Raw genomic sequence first — 19,430 nt, forward strand, 5'->3', positions numbered from 1 at the left:
CCTCGGCCGGCAAGCCGGCGCCGCCCCGTTCAGCCGTGGCCGAGGCGCCCGCGCGCCCGGCCGGCAACCGCCAGTAAGGACGGCCACCCCCGGGTTAGCACTAGCTGGTTTCACATTCGGATCATCGGTTAAATCCAAGATCGGCTACATGCACCCTGAGTCCGGCCGATCGCAGTTCCCGCATTCAGTTTTCAGTGCCATCCGTAGTTCCACGCTAATCAGCGGCCTGAGCCGCTTCCTGCAGGAGAGACGTCAATGAGCAATACGATCAATCCCGGCGCCGACGCCGGTGGCCTGGTGACCACCTTCATCGCTGCGGCCAACAACAACAACAACGGCACCGCCCGCAACGGCGGCGGCGGCGCGACCGCAGCCAGCGGTGGCGGCGGCAGCGGCGGCAGCTGGTACGAAGCCCTGTCGCGCGCCTGGGGCCAGACCCTCGACGCCCAGGCCTCGCGCATCACCGAGCTGTCCGGTTCGATCGGCGGCGGCGGCGACCAGCCCTCGAACATGGTCGCGCTGACCGCCGAGAGCCTGCGCATGCAGTTCGTCTCCAACAGCGCCGCGACCTCGCAGAACAGCGTCGGCGAAGCGCTGAACGCGCTGGCCAGGAAGTAATCGCGACGGCGGCGCGACGTCCGCCGCCGTTCCGAGCCGTCGTGTCGTCCGGGCCGCAAGGTCCGGACGGCCCGGTCCGGGACGAGCGGGCGCGAGCGGCCTCCGGCATTGCCGGGCGGTTTCTCTATGTAGCCTCGCCAGTGGTTTCTTAAAGTAGTTTCTTAAAACGGACTTCACCTTTCGGGAGAAAGGGCAATGATCGAAGCCATCTCAGTCGCGGCCGAAGCCGCGCAGCCGGCAGCCGCATCGCCGGCGCAATCGCCGCAGGCCTCGGCCTACGACGTCCGCGAGTTCGCGGCGGCGTTCGACCGCGGCGCCGCGCCGACGTCCCAGGGCAGCGGCACTGCCCAGGCCGGCGCCACCGCGTCCAGCGAACCCTCGCAGGGCACGCGTGCGGTGCTGGCCGCGCTCGACAATCTCAACGGCGGCGCCGACAAGATCGACGCGGCGTCCAAGACCATGTCGGCCAATTCCGCCGACCTGACGCCGGGCGAGATGATCCAGATGACCATGCGCTGTCACGAGTTCATGTTCACCTCGCAATTGACCTCGAACGTCGCCAACCGTACTTCGGACGGCGTCCAGCAGTTGTTCCGTCAGCAGTCGTAATTCCAAATCGGGGGATGCATGGGTAGGGCGTCAGGCTTCAACGCGGTACGAGTCATGGCGGCCCTGCTGGCTTGCCTGCTGATCGTCGGCTGCACACGCACCACGCTGTACAGCCAGCTCGACGAGCAACAGGCCAATGAACTGATGGCGGCTCTGTTGGATGCCGGTATTCCGGCGGAAAAGGACCCGTCGCCGAGCAAGACCGGTTGGGAAGTGATGGTCAACCGCGGCGACATCCCGTACGCGATGCAGGTACTGAGCTCGCGCGGCTTGCCGCGCGCGCAGTACCGCTCGCTCGGCGAGGTGTTCAAGAAGGAAGGCTTCGCGTCTTCGGCGCTGGAAGAAAAGGCGCGTTATCTGTACGGCCTGTCGCAGGAGCTCTCGCGCACCCTGTCGCGCATCGACGGCGTGGTCGAGGCGCGCGTGCACATCGCCTTGCCCGACCGCGATCCGCTCGGCGGCAACGTGCAGGACTCCTCGGCCTCGGTGCTGGTGTTCGAGCGTCCGGGCCAGAGCCTGCGCGACCGCGAAACCGACATCAAGGTCTTCGTCAAGGACAGCGTCGAAGGCCTGGACGACGTCAACAAGGTCACGGTCAAGTTCTTCACCGTCACCGCGCCACCGAAGGCGCACCAGGCCGGTGGGCCGTTCGCGGCGGTGTTGGGTTCGATCGACCTGACCGTGGTCATCATCGGCGCCGGCGTATTGGTGCTGTTGGCGATCGCGGCGTTCTTCTTCGGCCGCCTGCGTTCGCGCTTCGTACCGGCTGCGGCCACCGCGCCGGCCTCCAACACCCGCAGCGGGGTCTGGAACGGATGAGCGCGTCGATGGCGCTGCGGACGATCCTCACCGAGGTCGATCCGAGCTGGCACGGTGCCGGGACCGATACGATCGATCCCGAACTGCTCGTGTCGGCGCGCCAGAGTCCGCTGGGACGCCGTCTGCTCGCGCGTTGGCTCGCCGCCGATGCGCCGGCCCTGCTCGCACCGCAGCCCGGCGAGGGCTTCGGCGCCGCCGCGCGGCGCTGGCCGCGCGTGCGCATGGCGCGGCTGGTGCGCGACCTCGGCGCGCTGGCCTATGCGCCGGCGATCCGTTCCGAAGTGCGGCGCGAACCGGTGCGCCGGCTCAAGCAAGCGCTCGACAACAGTTACCTGCTCGCGCTCGACAGCCTGGTCTGGGACGGCAAGGTCCAGGCCCAGCTCGGCGCGCAGCTGAGCGCCGAACTCGACGCCGCGCTGCGCGCGTCGGAAGCCGACCAATTGCTGTTCGACCTGCTCGACGGCCGCGGCCGCACCGAACTGCGGGTGTGGGCCGAACGCCGCGACCCCGGCCTGGCCGACTGGTCGCGCCTGCTGCTGCCGCGCACCACCCACGAAGCCTCGGCCTCGCTCGGCACGCATCTGCCGCCGGAAGCGGTCGAACGCCTCTACGCCCATCACGGCGCGCGCCCGCTGGCGGCCTGAGCCGTCGCGCCGCGCATCCAACCACGGAATTCCCATGCACGCAGATCCGCTCCAGTCCGCTTCCCCGTCGTCCGCCGCATCCGCCGCGGCCACGGGCATGACGGACGGCGGCGCGCGCAGGATCGAGCCGAACCGTCCCAGCGCGACGATCTCGGTGTTCGAGCGCAAGCAATTCGAGCGCGCGGTCGCCGGCACGGTGGTGCCGGCCAAGCAATGGAACGCGATCGCCGAACTCGACCAGACGTTGGCGCGCGTCAACGCGCTGTACGCCGAGGCCGGCGACGAGATCAAGCAGGCCCGAGAGGCCGGTTACGCCGCCGGCTTCGCCGAAGGCCTCGCCCGCGCCCAGCAACAGATGGCGCAGCAACTGGCCGACCTCAACGAACGCCGCGCGCGCGTGCTCGCCGACGCCGGCAGCCGCGTTACCGAACTGGCTTGCGCCATCGTCGCGCGCATCTCGCCGGAGTTCGACGCGCGCAGCGTGGTGCCGCCGCTGGTCATGCACGCGGTCGAGGCCGCGCAGGCCGAACAATTCCTGTTGATCCGCGTCCACCCGAGCGTGCGCGAAGACGTCGCCAAAGGCCTCGGCCTGGTGCGCCAGGCGCATCCGGTGGTCGGCGTGATCGAGCTGGTCGACGACGAAAGCCTGGACAAGCTCAGCTGCGTGGTCGTTTCCGAAGCCGGCGAAGTGCGCGCCGGCGTGGCCCAGCAGATCGAGGCGATCCGCATCGCCCTGTCCGGCGCCGAGTACGGCGCGGAGCACACCGAATGACACCCCGCGCGGCCATCGCGGTCGACGCCCTGCCTTGCGCCCGCGGGCGCGCGGAGCGCGCGCGATGAGCAGCCTGCCGCGCACCATCCTGCAAGCCGTGCCGGCGCCCGCCCAGCAGGATCCGCTGATCGCGGCCCTGTCGCGGGTGCAGCCGGTGGTGCGCGTGGGCAAGGTCGCCGAAGCCTACGGCACCATGATCCGCGCCACCGGGCTCAAGGCGATGATCGGCGAGCTGTGCGAACTGCGCAGCCCGCGCGACCGCAACTTCCACCTCGCCGCCGAAGTGGTCGGCGTGTCGCGCCAATACACCTTGCTGACCCCGCTCGGTGCGCTCGACGGCGTCGCCCACGACACCGAGGTCATCGCCACCGGCCGGCAAGCCTCGGTGCGCGCCGGCGACGGCCTGCTCGGGCGCATCCTCGACGCCAACGGCGAGCCCATCGACGGCCTCGGCGGGTTCGGCCCGACCGTGCAGATCCCGATCTACGCCGCTTCGCCGAACCCGCTGTCGCGCCAGCTCATCGAGCGGCCGTTCGCGACCGGCGTGCGCGCCATCGACACGGTCATGACCGCCGGCGTCGGCCAGCGCCTGGGCATCTTCGCCGTCGCCGGCGGCGGCAAGAGCACCTTGCTCGGCATGCTCGCGCGCGGCGGCGACGCCGACGTCAACGTGATCGCCCTGGTCGGCGAACGCGGCCGCGAAGTCAACGAATTCGTCCACGACAACCTCGGCGAAGCCGGGCTCAAGAAATCGATCATCGTGGTCGCGACCTCCGACCGCCCCGCGCTCGAACGCAGCCGCGCGGCCTGGGTCGCGACCGCCATCTCCGAGTATTTCCGCGACCGCGGCAAGCGGGTGATGCTGCTGGTCGACTCGGTCACCCGCTTCGCGCGCGCGCTGCGCGACGTCGGCCTGGCGATCGGCGAGCCGCCGGCGCGGCGCGGCTTCCCGCCCTCGGTGTTCAGCGCCTTGCCGCGCTTGTTCGAGCGCGCCGGCAACAACGACCGCGGCAGCATCACCGCCTTCTACACCGTGCTCATGGAAGGCGAGGACGGCGACGACCCGATCGCCGAGGAAGTGCGCTCGATTCTCGACGGCCACATCGTGCTGTCGCGCAAGCTCGCCGCCGCCTATCACTACCCGGCCATCGATGTGCTGACCAGCCTCAGCCGCACCATGCCGCGGGTCGCCGACGAAGCCCATCAGCGCGCCGCCGGCCAGTTGCGCAAATACCTGGCCAAGCACCAGGACATCGAATTGCTGCTGCAGCTCGGCGAGTACAAACGCGGCAGCGATGCCGAGGCCGACATCGCCATCGAGAAGATCGAGCCGATCCGCAAGTTGCTCAAGCAGTCGTCCCACGACCTGGCCGACTATCGTCAATCGGTGGATGCCTTGCGCAAGGTGTTCGGATGAAGCGCTATCCGCTGCATACCCTGCTGCAACTGCGCTCGCACCGGGTCGAGACCGCGCGCATGCTGGTGCTGGAACGCCAGCGCCAAGTGCAGGAGCGCCGCGACGCCTGCACCCAGATCCAGGGCGAGATCACCGCGCTCAACGACGAACGCGCCGGTCAGCGCCTGCGCCTGATGGACCCGCCGCCGCCCGGCATGCCGTGGCCCATGGCGATGACCCAGCGCGAGGCCCACATCGATCATCTCGGCGAACTCGCGGTCGCCGCGCAACAACGGCTGCTCGACGCGCAAGGCAAGCTGCGCGAAGCCGAAGCCTCGCTCGACGAGGCCCGCAAGGCGTTCTTCCGCGCCAAGGCACGGCTGGACGCGCTGGAAAAACGCAAGGACCTGTGGCGCAAGGAACAGAACACCCTGACCGCGCGCCGCGAGGAAGCCATGAACGCCGATCTGATGCTGGCCACGCGCCAGAACACGAACGGCCCCTTCTGAACGAGGTCGCCATGAGCATCACCCGCAGCTCCTCGACGTCCGATTCCGATTCGGCCCAGCGCAGCGAATCCACGCGCCAGACCGACAAGCCCCGCGAAGCCCGCCGCGAGCCGCCGGCCGAGGGCACCGTCGATCGTTTCCGTAGCCTGATGCAGCAACGCGAAGGCAAGCTCGGCCAGTTGCCCGGCCAGGAAGGCCTGGCGCGCGAGGAAGAAGCCGCGGCGATGCTGAAGAAGCAGGCCCAGGAAGGCGGCCCCGGCAACGCCAAGGCCGACGCGCGCCGCGCCGCGCACGCCGGCGAGGCCCATGCCCGCACCGTCGCCGAGCACTCGCGCCAGCACGGCCGTCTCGAAGAACGCAACGCCGGCAGCGGCCAGGAGCAGGGCCGGCAGGAAATGGCGAGTCTGCCGCCGGCCGAGGCCTCGGCGATGTGGCAGGCGCAACTGGCGATGCGCGACGCCGCCACCCAGACCCAACCGAGCCAGCCGAATTCGAACGCCGCCGCGTTCGCGGATTTGATCGAACGCCACGTGCGCCAGCTCGCGGTCGGCGAGGGCGCCGCCGGGGGCGAAGAAGGCCAGGTCTTGCTGCGGCTCGCCGACAGCACCTTGCCCGGCACCGATCTGCTGCTGACCAAGACCGCCGAAGGCTGGCAACTGCGCGCCGACGTGCGCTCGCGTTCCAGCTTCGATGCGATCCGCGACGCCAGCCCCGAGCTGATGCGCCGCTTCGCTTCGCGCAACCTCGGCCAGCTCAGCATCGATCCGCATTTCCACGACTGAGCCGATGCCCGTTCGTGCCTGGCCCGCTCGCGTCCGGCCCGCCCGTGTTCGAGCGGGCGCGAGCCACGCCGGGTGCGCAGCGGGCAGGGAGATCTCGCTCATGGACAGTTGCATGGCCACGACTACGACCGTCACCGTCGGCGCCGCCGCGCTCGCGTTGCTGCTCGCCGCGTCGCCGGGCGCTGCGCGCGCGCAGGACACGGCGCCGTTGATCGACGGCGTCGGCGCCTACACCCATTCGCAGATCATGCGTCATCGCGGCGACGAGGCCGCCACGCCGACCCATAAGCCGGGCGACAAGCCGGCGCCGAACCAACGCGCCGGCAAGCGCGCGCCCCTCGGCTTCGACAGCCTGACGTTCGCGCCGACGCCGGCCGTATCGAAGACGCTCAACGCGGCCTTTGCCGACAGCCTGACCGGGCGCCGGCCGACCCTCGACCACGCGACCTTGCGCGGCATCGACGCCGAGTTCGTGCGCAATCCGCGTTTTCGCGAGTTGTTGGCGCGCCAGCTCGGCGGCGATCGCGAGCAGGTCCTGCTCGCCCTGCAGTCCGGGCGCCTGCAGGCGCAGTTCCAGCGCCGCCTCGCCGGACACGGCTATTCGACGCGCAATCTCGGCGACGTCGTCAACGCCTTCATGATCTACGGCTGGACCCTGGTCAACGACGGTGCGCGCAGCGATCATGGCGCCGCCTTCGCGGCCCTGCGCCAACGCCTCGGCGACAGCCTCGCGCGCGGCGAGAAAATGACCACGATGGATCGCGCCGACATGCAGGAGGCGGCCGAACTCTACGGTCTGGTCGCGACCCTGGCCGCGGCGGCCTGGCAGAACGCCGGCAGCCCGGCCGAGCGCGCCAGCCTGCGCGACGGCGTCAACGCCATCGGCCGCGGCATCGGCATCGATTTCCGCCGCGTGGCCCTGACCGAGCGGGGGTTCGCGCCGCGGCGCTGAGCCGCAGCGATCCGCTCATGACCGGTTTCCGCACTGACTGCCGCGCGCGGTATGCCGCGCCGCACCGCATGCCGCACCCTGGGGATGCTCCCAGGCTTTCGCGTTCGCGGGCATCGCCGATACTCGATCTCCCCCGGCTCGATCGCCTTCGGCCGCCCGCCGTCCGTCGCGACCGCGACCGCCGGGAGATGCCCGTCAAAGATCCACGCGTTGCCGCTTCCTGAGCGTCGCGCGCGCAGTGTCTACTGATTCGTTATAGCCATCACCGCCATCGTTGCGACAGGAGAGTCCGATGTCCCAGCCCTTCACCCCGACCCAGGAACAGCGCGAGCAGATGTTCGCCGACTTCGAGGCCCTGTTGAACGAACAGTCCGGCATCGACGCGGCCGATCGCGACGCGCTGCTGCACCACTTCGCCCGCGCGCTCGACGATGCCAAGCCCAGCGACGCCGCCGATCCGCAGGCGTTGATGGCCAACCTCAGCCAGACCCTGGACCTGTTGCAGGAAAACCGCATCATCCAGCCGGGCGAGCGCGAGGGTCTGACCAAGGCCTTCGAGGAACCGCTCAAGGACCCGAAGGTGCAGCGCGCGCTCGAGTTCAGCCAGCGCAGCCAGCGCGACGGCGAAGAGAAGGCGCGGCAGTGGCTGGAAACCCAGCCCGACCTCGAAGGCGAGGACACGGCGAGCGGCGGCGGCTCCACGCCGGCACCGCCGCCGAGCGGTTTGCCCTCGTCGCTGGGCATCAAGAAACCGGTCAAGACCTACCGCTGAATCGGCGCGGCCGGCGACGCGGGGTGAGGGCGTTCACAAATCTTGCGAAAACGCCCCGCCGCAACGGTTTCGCCCTAGGGAACGCCCCAGCTATACAGCCTTGCGACGATCCCGATAATTCACCTACAAGCTTACCAATCCCGCTACCGCAGACGATCTGACCGGGGCGGCTGATCTACCCAAAAACCAGGGAGAGCGTCATGTCGGACAACATCATCAACAGCCAGTACGCCCAGTTGTCGCAGCAGAACATGGTCGACAGCGCAGGCGTCGACGAGTCGGGTAACAGCAAGCGCGGCGGCCGTTCCGGTGCCGGCGGCGGCGGCTGGCTGGTGGCGTTCGCCACCGCAATGGGCACGCTCATCGAGAAGGCCGGCAACGCTCTGATGGACAAGGCCGAAGCGATCGGCGACAAGCCGACCGCGGCCGACTCCACCGAGCTGACCGTGCAGAGCCAGATGTACTCGATGTTCATCAACGCCGTCAGCACCGCGTTGAAGACCATGGGCGAAGCGCAGGGCGCGATGGCCAAGCGCAACTAAGCGACACAACGACCCCGGTCGTACGAACGCCAGGCCTCGCGGCCTGGCGTTTTCGTTTGTGCGCTCGCAAGGCGTCGCGGTCGGTAGCGCTGCGCTTGCTCGAAGAAAGCCAGAGCAAGAGCAGAGCTTCCGTCCGCTGACGCGGCCGGGTTACTTTCTTTTGCTAAGCCCAAAAGTCCGCCTGGATTCCCTTCGGTCAAAGGTAACCAAAGAGAGGGCTCTCCTTGCAAGGGCACAGGCCACGAGTGCGGTGCCCGCGCCGGGATTTTTCGATAGGAGATCCTTGTCCTATCGAAAAACGGCGCACGTCCTGTGCGCACCCTCCGGGTCTACGATCGCATCGCGAGATAGGTACTGCGCCAAGCTCATCACGGCAACGGCAACGGCAACGGCAACGGCAACGGCAACGGCAACGGCAACGGCAACGGCAACGGCAACGGCAACGGCCACCGAAACGGTGCACATTGCGGCGGCTCTTGGGTAGGAGCGGCGCGAGCCGCGACCCCGCCATGACGATAACGACGCAGCGATCTGGGAAACGGTCGCGACTCACGTCGCTCCTGCACGGGATGGTGTCGTCGCATTTGGCTGTTGCTGTGCGCCCTCTCGCACTAGCGAAGGCCATCGAAGACCCAGAGGGCGGCCCGCAGGGATGCGGGCCGTTTTTCATCGGGACAGGGATGTCCCGTATGAAAAATCCCCGCGGAGGCACCGATCGTGCGGGCCTGTGATTCAAAGAAAAGCATTTTTCTTTGGTTACCTTTCTTTTGTTGCTTATGACAAAAGAAAGTAACCCGCCGCTTAGTGGCGGAAGCTTTTGGCGTTTGATCTTGATCTGGATCTATGTCTTGCTTGAGCGTTACGCCGCAAGACCATCGCAGCGCGGTCGCGGCTCGCGCCGCTCCTACCCTGACGGGTTGCGGCCCGTCTCAGCGCGAGATTGAGCGGTCGCGGTCGCGGCTTGCGCCGCTCCTGCCCTTCGCGAAAGCATGCTGCCTCGATGGATGACATCGGCGTTGCGGCCTTTGCGCGTCCACCGACACCCGCGTGGCATCGGCGTGTTTACGTCAGCAACACCGCCATCGCAATCCGGCCCCTGGACCGCGCCGCCTCAGCCGCGCTGGTTCAACCGCCGCCCCAGCCACCAGGCGCCGGCCGCGACCGTCACCCCGAGGAACAGGGCGAGGCCGCTGACGCCCGGGGTGGCCCGTTCGCTGACGAACTCGCCGCCCGGCAGCAGGATGATCACCGCCATCGCCAGGCAGGCGTAGGCGACCACGGTCAGCACCCAGAACAGCCACTGCAGCGCGCGCAGCACTTCGCGGCTGGGTTCGTTCTCGTGGCTGGTGCGATGGGTGCCGCCGCGGCCGAGCGCCCACAGCCAATAGGTCAGCGAGGCGCTGTCGACCTTGGCGCCGCGGCGCAGCGGGCGCCGGTAGGGGCTGTCGGCATACACGGCATTGTTCAGCGGGCCGTCGTTGCGCATCAGGTTGAGGCGATCGTTGGCCAGCGGCAGGTTGCGCGGGTCGTTCGGCGCGGCGTTGACCATCAGCGGCACCACGGTCGGCGCCACCAGGGCCTCGCTCGCCGGCGCGGCGACGTTGGCCGGGACCACGTTCGGCGGCGTGCTCAGGCGCTGCATCATCGACAACTGATTGAGCAGGTTCTGCTGCGCGAGCAGGGATTCGCTGTACAACGCGCTCGTCATCGGCGCGGCCAGCACCGCGTTCGGCGTCGCTACGGGTACCGCGAGCGCCGGTGCAGCCGCATAGGCGACCTGCGCCGGCAGGCCGGCGCTGTTCGCCGCGGCCACGCTCGGGTTGCCGAGCAATGCGGTCTGCACGCCGGAAGGCTGCATGGTCATCGCGCTGCCGGGCACCGCATCGGCCGACACCGGCCGGTTCAACGCCGGCTGCAACCCGCTGCTGTTGCCGAGCGCGCGTTCGGACAAGGTCGGCGGCGGGTATTGGGTGATCTGGTTGAACGCGGTCTGGGTGTTGCCGCTCGACTGCATCGACTGGCCGGGCAACAAACGGCTCGGATAGGCGGCGATCTGATCGTCCATCGCCGAACCGGAACTGACCACGTTCGGGGTGTTGTGCGGGCGGTCGTGCTCGGTCGAGCTGGGCGTGGTGCCGGACGGGGGCGTGACCGGACTGGTGTCGCCGCCGTGATTGTTATCGACACCATTGCCGCCGGTGTTGGTATCGCCGCCGCCGTGCGGTTTCTCCAGGCCCGGCGGGCCGTCGCCGTTCAGCCCCGGCGGCGAGCCGGGACCATGGTGATCGTCGCCGCCGAGACCGGGCAGGCCCAGGCCGAGCGGATCGTGGCCATGACCATGACCGCCGCCCAGGCCGGGAAAGGACGGGCGGCCGCCACCCAGAAGTCCGGGTAAATTCGGAAAACCCGACATGGGCGTTCTCCCAGCAGAAACCTCGCACCGGATCGATAGCGCGCCCTGGGAAATTAATCCGCGGCGCGGCCGGGAGCATCCTCGGGCCGACCCTAGGTAAGGCCGGACCTGCGCTGGCGCTGCCGCGCGCGCGTCGTGGGCGCCGAGCCGGGCGCCGCGCGATGGCCGCACTGCCGCGCGCGCTGAGTGGCGTATGTCGATGGGGCATCGATGAAGCTCGTTCGGCATTCGACCGACCTCGCGTCCGACGACCGTGTCCACCGACCATGCGAGCGCGACACGCTGTCTTTGCGCCGGGGATGCATCGTCGCGCATCGCCGACACCGCCTGCATTCCGCGTCGGCCTGCGATCGCCGCACAAACGTGGCAACGCAGGCGTCTTTCGCGTGCACATCCTCTTGTTGCCGTCGAAGCTCTCGGCGAGACTAGTCGCGCAATCTCTACGTCGCGGCGCAACGCCGCGATGCGATCGCAGCACCATCCCTCTGCCGTAAACCCCAACCAGGAACTTCAATGAGCCGACTGCCCGGCCTCGATTTGCTGCGCGCGATCGCTATCGTATGGGTGATGTTTTTCCATGCCGCCGGTGCCGGACTCGGCTCGCCTTACGGCCCGATGTCGGAATTCGGCTGGATGGGGGTGGACTTGTTCTTCGCCCTCAGCGGCTATCTGATCGGCTGGCAGGTGCTCAAGCCGCTCAGCCGCGGCGAACCGCTGCGCTGGGGCGATTTCTATCTGCGTCGCGCCATGCGCGTGTTGCCGGCGTTCTGGGTGGTGATCGCGCTGTACCTGCTGGTGCCCGAGTTCCGCGAGCGCCCCGGCATGCAACCGGCCTGGCAGTTCCTGACGTTCACCGTGAACCTGCTGATCGACTACCAACACAACAAGGCGTTCTCGCATGCCTGGTCGTTGTGTGTGGAAGAGCACTTCTATCTGGTCTTTCCGTTGCTGGCATGGGGGCTGACGCGACGACCGGCGTTGTGGAAAACCCTCGCGCTCGGCGTGCTGTTGGTGGCTGGCGGCATGGTCTTGCGCGCCTGGGTCTGGCAGCTGAGCCTGCCCGACGGCAGCACCGCCTGGGTCGAGCGCGTCTACTACCCGACCTGGATGCGCCTGGACGGTTTGCTCGCCGGCGTCATGCTGGCGGCGATCCGTGCTTATCGTCCGTCGTGGTGGGCGGCGATGATGCAGCGTTCCGGCCTGTTGCTCGCACTCGGCCTGGCCGCCGTCGCGGCGGCGATCTGGCTGTCGCAGAATCGCCTGGGTTTGCAGGCCTCGGTGTTCGGTTTCCCGGTGGTTTCGTTCGGGCTGGCGCTGCTGGTCGCCGCCGCGGCTTCGGAACACCGTTGGACCGGGCGCTTGCGCGTGCCGGGCGCGGCCTGGTTGGCGGCGGCTTCGTTCAGTCTCTATCTGACCCACAAGCAGATGTTCGGCCTGGTCTCGCGCCACTACGGCGATCGACTCGACGGCCAGGGGCTGCTCGCCTTCGCCGCTTATGCCGCTGCGGCGCTGCTTGGCGGTGCGCTTCTGTATTACGCGGTGGAGCGACCGTTCCTGCGTCTGCGCGATCGCATCGTGCAACGGCGCGAGGCCCAAGGCGAGGTCGGATCGGGTGCCGTGCTGCCGGCGGCCCAGAGCTGAGGCGAGGGGCGGGTTCGCCGGATGGCGCCTCCCCACTCCTGTTCATCGGCGGGCGATGCTTGAGGTGTGACTTCTGTCATGTTTCGAGCATCCGGACTATGGCCTAAGGTGGGGAAAGCGCTCCGGACCGCGTTCGGGATAAGGTGGGTTCCGGAATCGTCGGCCGGCGATGCAGATCGCAGGCGGCGAATCCGGGCCGGTCCGTCCATGCACCCCCCGGCGTGGGCGCCTACAGTCCAGTGGCCCGGTCCGTCCGTGGCCGATGTGCTCGAAGCGGGCTTTGCCCGTCGTTGCCAGAGGGGTGTGAACGATGCATCGAACTCGTGCCGAACTCGATGGCGATCTGTGCCAGCTGCGTGCCGCCTTGCCGATGTGGCGGCGACAGTGGCGCGACGATGCCGTGTTCTGGCCGCGCGTCGACAGTCTCGTCGAACGTCTGTTGACGGTGACGCCGCGCCCCGAGCGCGGCCACGTGGTCTCCAACATCAATCGCATGCTGGCGTCGCAGGGCCTGCAGCACGCGCCCTACGAATGAGGCCGGTGCGTCGCGACCGCGACGGCGCCTGCGCTCATCCGATCAATTCATCGAGCAAGGCCGCGACGCGCGCGGCATAGGCGTTCGGCGCGAAGCGCTGGGCGAAGGCGCGGCGTTGTTCGGCGTTGCCGTCGACCGACTCCCGGCCGAGTCGGATCATCAACTGGGTCAGCATCGGCCGGTCGTGCGGATCGAAGCGCGGCATGTCGCCGGGGGCGACTTCTTCCAGGGCGCTGCCTTCGGCCACCGCGACCGGCGTGCCGGCGGCGAGCGCTTCCAGTACCGGCAGGCCGAAGCCTTCCGCATACGAGGGCTGCCACAGGCGCTCGGCATCGACATACAGGCGCGCCAGGCCTTCGTCGTCGATCTCGTCGAACCAATGCACGCCGTTGATCCGCCGCAATTCCGGCCCGACGTCGGCGGGCGAGCCGACCACGGCCAGGTCCGGCGTGTCGTAATGCTGGCGGCGCGCGTCGAGCCAGGCGCGCAGGAACAAGTCGGCGTTCTTGCGCGGTTCGTAGGTGCCGACCAACAGCCAGTAACGCGGCGGCAAGGCGAGCGGCAGTTTGCTGCGGTCGGCCGGCGGCGGCAGCGGTGCGACCGCATCGGGCAGCACGTAGAGCTTGTGCGCATGCGCCGGATACAAGCGTCCGCATTCGGCGGTGGTGTAGCGCGACGGCGTCCAGATCGCGTCGGCGTTGGCGATCGCATGGCCGATCCGGGTCTGGTCGATCAGCCGTGTGGCCAAGGCGCGCCACGGCGAGGTGCGCGGACGACGCAGGGTCAGCCGGAACAGGTCGTGCAGCAGCAACACCTGGCGCACGTCGGCCGGCTTGCGCCACACCGGCAAGCCGCCGTCGGCGGTGGCGATGTAGATATCGATCTTCTCGCGGCGCAGCGCGGCCGGCAGGAAGCCGGCTTCGTAATGCCAGCGGTCGCGCAGGCCGGGGTCGTGGTCGAGCGGCAAGGGCGCATCGTCGCTGACCGCGATGGCGCGATGCGGATGATCGGCCGGTGCGGCGGTGAACAGCACGGTGTCGATGCCGCTGCGGCCGCGCAAGGCGCGCTCCAGGGCCAGCACCTGGCGGCCGGCGGAGGTCGTCGGGGCGGCGGTGGCGGCGCGGTAATCCAGGCCTATGCGCATGCTGCCCGCCTCCGTGCCGGGGCCGGCGTGGGCCACGGCAAGATCCTGGCGACGGCATCGGCCGTCGCGCGCGCGCAGGCAACGATCGCGTTGGAGAACGAGTGTTTCATCGGATCCCGCAAGGCCCTGGGCCAGACCACTAACGGGATTGCAGCCGGATCGACCCTTCCCACTTAGTGCCAAATTAATGCGATAAACATCACATTTATTATGTGATGCAAGTGGGCATGATTGGCCCGGTCAATTGAATCGTTCATGAAAACGATGAACGAAAACAGCGCCTCCCCGTTCAGCTAAACGCGCTTTCGCGGTACAGCGGCCATGCGGCTTGACAGCCTTGGCCTCCGGCTTTATCAACGGATCAGTTATTTAACCTTTCGGTTCATAGACATGTCCGTCGATTCGCTCAATGCGACCTTCGCCGCCCTCGCCGATCCGACCCGGCGCGCGATCCTGGCCCGGCTCGCCCACGGCGAGGCCGGCGTGACCGAGTTGGCCGAGCCCTTCGCCATGAGCCTTCCGGCGATCTCCAAGCACATCAAGGTGCTCGAGCGCGCCGGCCTGATCGCGCGCGGCCGCGAGGCGCAATGGCGGCCGTGCCGGCTCGAGACCGAGCGGCTGCAGGAAGTCTCCGGTTGGCTCGATCGCTACCGGCAGATCTGGGAGCAACGCCTCGACCGCCTCGACGACTACCTCGTGCAGTTGCAGGCGGCGCAGGCAGAACGCGACGACCCACCGCAACGCGGGGACAAGCGCGATGAGCACGATCCCGACTAGCGACAGGAGTGGCTTGCGCTGCGCACGCCGCGCGCGGGGCCTGCGCCGCCATGGCTGACACCGGCGCGTCAGGGCGCAAGCGCGACGGCGCCCCCGCTGCCTTGCCGGTATCGGGCAGGCCGTGTTGCGGTCTGCCGAGCCCCTTGGCGAGCGCCATCCGCAGCACCGTGCGCACGCCACCCGACGGCGTCGCGTCCGCCGCATCGCTGCCGCCACCCTCTGGCGAAGACGGCGAAGACAGAGAGGGCGGGCACGACCCGATCCGATAGCACCCGTTGCGGGCGCGGCGAAACGATGCGATCGCCGTCATCGCTTGCCCGCGCGGAGCGACGAGCGCACGACTTCGGCGCATCGCAGCGATGCGATCGATCAAGCGCCGGCGACCGCGCCCTGCCACCGTTGCGGGGTAGCGATCGTCCGCAGTCCGTACCGCCCGGGGTGCCTCCCGTGCCGGCGATCCGCTAACCGGGCTTTGCGCGCCGATCCCGTGCCGGCGCGTCGTTTCGCGGTCCGTCAGCCCCCTGGACTGGCGGACCGTGGCTTTTGCCGTCGGCCTGCGTCGCCACGGTATTGGCCTGCTGGTCGATCGCGTACTTGTCGATTTCGCCGCGGGCCGTTCGTCGTCCTCATGAGAGCCGCCACCGGGCCGCTCGCCCGCGAGGAACCGACGATGAAATTCATGCTGATAGTCAAAGCCGACCGCGACAGCGAGGCCGGAGTGTTGCCCGATCCGGCCCTGCTGAGTGCGATGGGCGCCTATAACGAGGAACTGGTCCGGGCCGGGGTGCTGCTCGCCGCCGAAGGCCTGCACCCGAGCGCCAAGGGCGTGCGGGTGCAGTTCGACGGCGCCACGCGCCGGATCGTCGAAGGCCCCTTCGCCTCGCCCGAGGAACTGGTCGCCGGGTTCTGGCTGATCCAGGCGCGTTCGCTCGCCGAAGCGGTCGAATGGGTCAAGCGGGTGCCTCACCCGCAGGGCATGCAGGCGCAGATCGAGATCCGCCAGGTCTACGACCTGACCGACTTCGGCGAAGCCCTGAGTCCGGAGCTGCGCGCTGCCGAAGAGCGCATGCGCGACCAGGTCGCGACCTGGTCCAACTGATCGCCGCGCGAACGCAGTGCGGTGGCGTGTCGATTTCCCTCGTGCGGACTCGTCGTTGTTACAAGACCGGCCGCGACGGCCGCCAGCCACGCGACGGCCATGCCCACCTGCCACAGCGCCCGTCTCACCCGGTTTAAACGCCACCACCCCAACCAGGACGACTACGCCATGCAACTGACCACCTATCTGTCTTTCGACGGCGACTGCCGCCAAGCCTTCGAGTTTTATCGCAAGACCCTCGGCGGCAAGATCACCGACATGATGCCGTTCCGCGACCACCCCGGCTGCGAAGGTCTGACCGAGCAGGACCACGACAAGATCATGCACGCGCGTTACGAACTCGACGGCTTCGCGCTGATGGGCACCGACGCTACCGTCATGTACCCCTACAAGGGCGTGACCGGCGCGCACGTCGTCGTGTCCTTGAACGACCCGGCCGAGGCCAAGCGCATCTACGACGCGTTCGCCGACGGCGGCAAGATCGAAATGCCCCTCCAGGAAACTTTCTGGGCGCTGTCCTACGGCATCGTCAGCGACCGCTTCGGCGTGCCGTGGATGATCAACTGCGAAAAGGCGGCCTGACCCCGTCTCGAAGGGTAGGAGCGGCGCGAGCCGCGACCGCGCCATCGCGTTCGCCGGCGAAGGCCGCGATGCCGCTCATCGCGACCCGAGACGACGCCATCGGGCCTCGTGATCTTCGCCGGAGGTCGCTGAATCGCGGTCGCGGCCGGCGCCGCTCCTACCCAGAACGGCGATGCGATCGCGGTCCGGCAGCGCGCCGCTCCTACCCTGAAGCGGGCGCGCGGGCCTCGTCCTTAATGCCCTTGCATCGGCGTGCGCGAGGTGGTCTGATCCTTGGCCGTGACGGCCATCGATACCCACCGTGCCATCGACGCCGTCTGGCGCATCGAATCGGCCAAACTCATCGCCGGACTGACGCGCATGGTGCGCGATGTCGGTCTGGCCGAAGAACTCGCCCAAGACGCGCTGGTGGTCGCGCTCGAGCGCTGGCCCGAGACCGGGGTGCCCGACAATCCGGGCGCCTGGCTCATGCAGACCGCGAAGAATCGCGCGATCGACCGGCTGCGCCGCAAGAAGCTGCTCGACCGCAAGCACGAGGAAATCGGGCGCGAAATCGAGGCCAGCCAGGAGGAAGTCGAGGACGCGTTCTTCGACAAGCTCGACGACGACATCGGCGACGACCTGCTGCGGCTCGTATTCATCTCATGCCATCCGGTGCTGTCGACCGAAGCGCGCCTGGCCCTGACCCTGCGCCTGCTCGGCGGCCTCACCACCGACGAAATCGCGCGCGCCTTTCTCGCCGCCGAACCGACCATCGCCCAACGCATCGTCCGCGCCAAGCGCACCCTGGCCGAGGCGCAGGTGCCGTTCGAGGTGCCGCGCGGCGAAGAGCTGGCGCAACGTCTGGCCTCGGTGCTCGAAGTCATCTACCTGATCTTCAACGAAGGCTATTCGGCCACCGCCGGCGACGACTGGATGCGTCCGGGCCTGTGCGAGGACGCGTTGCGCCTCGGCCGCATCCTGGCCGGCCTGATGCCGAACGAATCGGAAGTGCACGGCCTGGTCGCGCTGATGGAAATCCAGGCCTCGCGTGCCGGCGCGCGCACCGCGCCCGACGGCACCCCGATTCTGCTGCTCGACCAGGACCGCGCGCGCTGGGACCGGATCCAGATCCAGCGCGGGCTGAGCGCGTTGGAGCGCGCCATCCGCCTCGGCGGCGCGCAGCGGCCGTATGCCTTGCAAGCCGGAATCGCCGCCTGCCACGCCAGTGCGCCGACCGCGCAAGACACGCCGTGGCCGCGCATCGCCGCGTTGTACCAGCAACTCGCGGTGCTGACGCCGTCGCCGGTGATCGAACTCAACCGTGCGGTGGCCTTGTCGATGGCGTTCGGCCCGGCCGCCGGCCTGCAACTGGTCGACGCGCTGATCGACGAGCCCTCGCTCAAGCACTACCACTTGCTGCCGACGGTGCGCGGCGACCTGCTGTTCAAGCTTGGCCGGCGCGAAGAAGCGCGCGCCGAATTCGAACGCGCCGCGGCGATGACACGCAACGTGCGCGAACGCGAACTGCTGCTCGCGCGCGCCGCCGAGAGCGTCTGAAGGCCGGCGCGACCGGCGCGTGGGCGAACCCGGGCTCGCACGGCGGTGCCATGGCGGCATTCGTCGTGGGTGTCGCGAGGGGTAGGCGGTAACGCCGCAAGCGTTGTCCCAGGCATGGAATTCACAACATCCGAACGTGCGAAAACCGCGGAAATTTACCGCTTTTTTACACGCCCGCCGACGGCCTCGACCAGGATGCGCGCAACTCGGGCCGCGTGGAGGGAAACACGATGAGCAACCTTGCTATCGGCATAGCCATTGTCGTCGCACTGAATGTCTGGGCCACCGTCGTGGTGGTGCGCAACGAGGAGCCGCACACGCAGACGCTGCGCCGGCAACTGGGACTGGTCTGGCTGCTGCCGGTGCTCGGCGCGACGCTGTGCCTGGCGATACACGCGAGCGGCCAGGTCATTGCCAGCAGGACGCGCCGCGCCGGGGCGATGCGTTACGGGTCGAGCCGCGGTGCGGCGAACGATTCCGGATTTCCGCAGGCGGTGTTCTTCGGCAGCACGGCCGCTCAAGAGGCCGGCGACCACGGCTGGGGCGGCCATTGCGGCAACGACGGCGGTGGCGACTGCGGCGGTGGTGGTGGAGGCGGGGGCGGCGGCGACTGACTCGCGCCGCTCAAACGCCGGCGTCGGCCATCGCACCGACAATCAAGCGGGCCAACGTCGCCGCGGCGTCGGCCTCCTCGATGCGCCCGCGCGTCATCTCGCGCGACAAGGCATCGCCCGCGCCGATGATGGCGACGCAGCGGCGCAGCAACTCATCGGCCGGCAACGACGTCGCGAACGGCGCGAGCAGATCGCGGTAGAAGTTCACATAGCCTTCGACCAGTTCCTGCTGGAACTTTTCCATTTGCTCGTCGCCGGCCAGCGCGGCGTTGATCGCGTGGCATTCCGGCCCGGCGGTGCGGAAGCAACTCATGTAGCTCTCGCCGAGCAGCCGCGCGACATCGTGCAGGCGGTGCGGGGTGCGTTCGAAATCGCGCCGCACCACCGCGTTCTGGCGGTCGTCGATCTGCTTGTACAGGGCGATCAGCAAGCCCGAGCGCGTGCCGAAATGTTCGTAGGCGATCGGCTTGCTGACCCCTGCGCGCTCGGCGAGGTAGCCCAGGGTCAGGGCATCGGTGCCTTGCTCGCGGACGATGCCCATCGCCGTTTCGAGCAACTGCTCGCGACGTTCGGCCTTGGGCAGGCGTTTGGCGGGGGTGTCGGTCATGGAGCGGTCTCGGAGGCGGCGGGGGCAAGGCGGAAGAAGGGCTGAGAAAAAGCGCTTGACAGCA

Annotated in this window: 21 protein-coding genes; 18 read left to right on the plus strand and 3 right to left on the minus strand. The window is 68.6% G+C overall.

Translation table 11 applies throughout. From position 1 onward, the window contains the following. Positions 1–255: 255 nt before the first annotated feature. From GLA29479_RS25605 to GLA29479_RS16740, 11 genes are all read left to right on the plus strand, one after another. A complete protein-coding gene (locus GLA29479_RS25605) occupies positions 256–618 on the plus strand; it encodes a hypothetical protein (protein WP_051885286.1) in 363 nt (120 codons plus the stop codon). A 195-nt stretch (positions 619–813) separates the two neighbouring features. Beyond that, entirely contained in the window at positions 814–1,227 is a 414-nt protein-coding gene (locus GLA29479_RS16695; protein WP_051885287.1) for a hypothetical protein, read from the plus strand. A 54-nt stretch (positions 1,228–1,281) separates the two neighbouring features. Then, entirely contained in the window at positions 1,282–2,046 is a 765-nt protein-coding gene (sctJ, locus tag GLA29479_RS16700; RefSeq protein WP_057972273.1) for a type III secretion system inner membrane ring lipoprotein SctJ, read from the plus strand. Then, a complete protein-coding gene (locus tag GLA29479_RS16705) occupies positions 2,043–2,690 on the plus strand; it encodes a hypothetical protein (RefSeq protein WP_031373479.1) in 648 nt (215 codons plus the stop codon). Before sctJ ends, GLA29479_RS16705 begins: the two co-directional genes overlap by 4 nt. Positions 2,691–2,724: 34 nt before the next feature. Further along, complete coding sequence (locus GLA29479_RS16710) at positions 2,725–3,462, plus strand: FliH/SctL family protein (RefSeq protein WP_057919487.1); 738 nt, start codon at positions 2,725–2,727, stop codon at positions 3,460–3,462. 64 nt (positions 3,463–3,526) lie between these two features. Beyond that, the gene (locus tag GLA29479_RS16715) at positions 3,527–4,879 is read left to right on the plus strand and encodes a FliI/YscN family ATPase (protein WP_082639035.1); all 1,353 of its coding nucleotides are present in this window, start codon (positions 3,527–3,529) and stop codon (positions 4,877–4,879) included. Next, on the plus strand, positions 4,876–5,367 hold the full coding sequence (locus GLA29479_RS16720; RefSeq protein WP_031373482.1) for a hypothetical protein: 492 nt from the start codon (positions 4,876–4,878) through the stop codon (positions 5,365–5,367). Before GLA29479_RS16715 ends, GLA29479_RS16720 begins: the two co-directional genes overlap by 4 nt. Positions 5,368–5,378: 11 nt before the next feature. Continuing rightward, positions 5,379–6,149, plus strand: coding sequence for a hypothetical protein (locus GLA29479_RS16725; protein WP_057972275.1), 771 nt, complete (start codon positions 5,379–5,381; stop codon positions 6,147–6,149). Between the two features lie 112 nt (positions 6,150–6,261). Beyond that, on the plus strand, positions 6,262–7,101 hold the full coding sequence (locus GLA29479_RS16730; protein ID WP_144436577.1) for a hypothetical protein: 840 nt from the start codon (positions 6,262–6,264) through the stop codon (positions 7,099–7,101). A gap of 292 nt (positions 7,102–7,393) precedes the next feature. After that, positions 7,394–7,873 (plus strand): hypothetical protein, encoded by a 480-nt coding sequence (locus GLA29479_RS16735; RefSeq protein ID WP_057919484.1) that lies wholly within the window; start codon positions 7,394–7,396, stop codon positions 7,871–7,873. Between the two features lie 200 nt (positions 7,874–8,073). Further along, entirely contained in the window at positions 8,074–8,415 is a 342-nt protein-coding gene (locus GLA29479_RS16740; protein WP_057919483.1) for a hypothetical protein, read from the plus strand. Between the two features lie 1,111 nt (positions 8,416–9,526). Here GLA29479_RS16740 and GLA29479_RS16745 read toward each other — a convergent pair. Beyond that, the gene (locus tag GLA29479_RS16745) at positions 9,527–10,828 is read right to left on the minus strand and encodes a hypothetical protein (RefSeq protein WP_057972277.1); all 1,302 of its coding nucleotides are present in this window, start codon (positions 10,826–10,828) and stop codon (positions 9,527–9,529) included. 513 nt (positions 10,829–11,341) lie between these two features. Here GLA29479_RS16745 and GLA29479_RS16750 point away from each other — a divergent pair. After that, positions 11,342–12,469 carry an acyltransferase family protein gene (locus tag GLA29479_RS16750; RefSeq protein ID WP_057919481.1) on the plus strand — a complete coding sequence of 376 codons (1,128 nt, stop codon included), beginning with the start codon at positions 11,342–11,344 and terminating at the stop codon, positions 12,467–12,469. A gap of 310 nt (positions 12,470–12,779) precedes the next feature. Beyond that, the gene (locus GLA29479_RS16755; RefSeq protein ID WP_031373937.1) at positions 12,780–13,004 is read left to right on the plus strand and encodes a hypothetical protein; all 225 of its coding nucleotides are present in this window, start codon (positions 12,780–12,782) and stop codon (positions 13,002–13,004) included. Positions 13,005–13,038: 34 nt separating this feature from the next. Here GLA29479_RS16755 and GLA29479_RS16760 read toward each other — a convergent pair whose 3' ends face one another. Then, positions 13,039–14,148 carry a glycosyltransferase family 4 protein gene (locus GLA29479_RS16760; RefSeq protein WP_144436578.1) on the minus strand — a complete coding sequence of 370 codons (1,110 nt, stop codon included), beginning with the start codon at positions 14,146–14,148 and terminating at the stop codon, positions 13,039–13,041. Positions 14,149–14,538: 390 nt separating this feature from the next. Here GLA29479_RS16760 and GLA29479_RS16765 point away from each other — a divergent pair, with 390 nt between their 5' ends. The 5 genes from GLA29479_RS16765 (at position 14,539) to GLA29479_RS16785 (ending at position 18,759) form a co-directional block, all read left to right on the plus strand. Beyond that, positions 14,539–14,925, plus strand: coding sequence for an ArsR/SmtB family transcription factor (locus GLA29479_RS16765; RefSeq protein ID WP_057972279.1), 387 nt, complete (start codon positions 14,539–14,541; stop codon positions 14,923–14,925). Positions 14,926–15,604: 679 nt separating this feature from the next. Next, positions 15,605–16,024 (plus strand): YciI family protein, encoded by a 420-nt coding sequence (locus GLA29479_RS16770; RefSeq protein WP_345775645.1) that lies wholly within the window; start codon positions 15,605–15,607, stop codon positions 16,022–16,024. Between the two features lie 99 nt (positions 16,025–16,123). Further along, complete coding sequence (locus tag GLA29479_RS16775; protein ID WP_211264995.1) at positions 16,124–16,606, plus strand: VOC family protein; 483 nt, start codon at positions 16,124–16,126, stop codon at positions 16,604–16,606. Positions 16,607–16,885: 279 nt separating this feature from the next. Beyond that, a complete protein-coding gene (locus GLA29479_RS16780; protein WP_057920255.1) occupies positions 16,886–18,145 on the plus strand; it encodes an RNA polymerase sigma factor in 1,260 nt (419 codons plus the stop codon). 230 nt (positions 18,146–18,375) lie between these two features. Continuing rightward, positions 18,376–18,759: a hypothetical protein gene (locus GLA29479_RS16785; RefSeq protein WP_057972280.1), complete on the plus strand. Its 384-nt coding sequence runs from the start codon at positions 18,376–18,378 to the stop codon at positions 18,757–18,759. A gap of 10 nt (positions 18,760–18,769) precedes the next feature. Here the strand turns inward: GLA29479_RS16785 and GLA29479_RS16790 are convergent, their stop codons facing one another. Then, positions 18,770–19,366, minus strand: a complete 597-nt coding sequence (locus GLA29479_RS16790; protein WP_057919475.1) for a TetR/AcrR family transcriptional regulator — start codon at positions 19,364–19,366, stop codon at positions 18,770–18,772. Positions 19,367–19,430: the final 64 nt, after the last annotated feature.

It is taken from the genome of Lysobacter antibioticus (assembly GCF_001442535.1).
GTDB lineage: Bacteria > Pseudomonadota > Gammaproteobacteria > Xanthomonadales > Xanthomonadaceae > Lysobacter > Lysobacter antibioticus.

What these genes read in the sequence shown, in the direction of transcription:
- GLA29479_RS16710 (WP_057919487.1), top strand. Translation starts at nt 2,725, where the DNA reads ATGCACGCAGATCCGCTCCAGTCCGCTTCCCCGTCGTCCGCCGCATCC.
- GLA29479_RS16760 (WP_144436578.1), bottom strand. Translation starts at nt 14,148, where the DNA reads ATGCGCATAGGCCTGGATTACCGCGCCGCCACCGCCGCCCCGACGACC.
- GLA29479_RS16695 (WP_051885287.1), top strand. Translation starts at nt 814, where the DNA reads ATGATCGAAGCCATCTCAGTCGCGGCCGAAGCCGCGCAGCCGGCAGCC.
- GLA29479_RS16725 (WP_057972275.1), top strand. Translation starts at nt 5,379, where the DNA reads ATGAGCATCACCCGCAGCTCCTCGACGTCCGATTCCGATTCGGCCCAG.
- GLA29479_RS16745 (WP_057972277.1), bottom strand. Translation starts at nt 10,828, where the DNA reads ATGTCGGGTTTTCCGAATTTACCCGGACTTCTGGGTGGCGGCCGCCCG.
- GLA29479_RS25605 (WP_051885286.1), top strand. Translation starts at nt 256, where the DNA reads ATGAGCAATACGATCAATCCCGGCGCCGACGCCGGTGGCCTGGTGACC.
- GLA29479_RS16705 (WP_031373479.1), top strand. Translation starts at nt 2,043, where the DNA reads ATGAGCGCGTCGATGGCGCTGCGGACGATCCTCACCGAGGTCGATCCG.
- GLA29479_RS16755 (WP_031373937.1), top strand. Translation starts at nt 12,780, where the DNA reads ATGCATCGAACTCGTGCCGAACTCGATGGCGATCTGTGCCAGCTGCGT.
- GLA29479_RS16770 (WP_345775645.1), top strand. Translation starts at nt 15,605, where the DNA reads ATGCTGATAGTCAAAGCCGACCGCGACAGCGAGGCCGGAGTGTTGCCC.
- GLA29479_RS16735 (WP_057919484.1), top strand. Translation starts at nt 7,394, where the DNA reads ATGTCCCAGCCCTTCACCCCGACCCAGGAACAGCGCGAGCAGATGTTC.
- GLA29479_RS16750 (WP_057919481.1), top strand. Translation starts at nt 11,342, where the DNA reads ATGAGCCGACTGCCCGGCCTCGATTTGCTGCGCGCGATCGCTATCGTA.
- GLA29479_RS16785 (WP_057972280.1), top strand. Translation starts at nt 18,376, where the DNA reads ATGAGCAACCTTGCTATCGGCATAGCCATTGTCGTCGCACTGAATGTC.
- sctJ (WP_057972273.1), top strand. Translation starts at nt 1,282, where the DNA reads ATGGCGGCCCTGCTGGCTTGCCTGCTGATCGTCGGCTGCACACGCACC.
- GLA29479_RS16730 (WP_144436577.1), top strand. Translation starts at nt 6,262, where the DNA reads ATGGCCACGACTACGACCGTCACCGTCGGCGCCGCCGCGCTCGCGTTG.
- GLA29479_RS16775 (WP_211264995.1), top strand. Translation starts at nt 16,124, where the DNA reads ATGCCCACCTGCCACAGCGCCCGTCTCACCCGGTTTAAACGCCACCAC.
- GLA29479_RS16765 (WP_057972279.1), top strand. Translation starts at nt 14,539, where the DNA reads ATGTCCGTCGATTCGCTCAATGCGACCTTCGCCGCCCTCGCCGATCCG.
- GLA29479_RS16720 (WP_031373482.1), top strand. Translation starts at nt 4,876, where the DNA reads ATGAAGCGCTATCCGCTGCATACCCTGCTGCAACTGCGCTCGCACCGG.
- GLA29479_RS16790 (WP_057919475.1), bottom strand. Translation starts at nt 19,366, where the DNA reads ATGACCGACACCCCCGCCAAACGCCTGCCCAAGGCCGAACGTCGCGAG.
- GLA29479_RS16715 (WP_082639035.1), top strand. Translation starts at nt 3,527, where the DNA reads ATGAGCAGCCTGCCGCGCACCATCCTGCAAGCCGTGCCGGCGCCCGCC.
- GLA29479_RS16740 (WP_057919483.1), top strand. Translation starts at nt 8,074, where the DNA reads ATGTCGGACAACATCATCAACAGCCAGTACGCCCAGTTGTCGCAGCAG.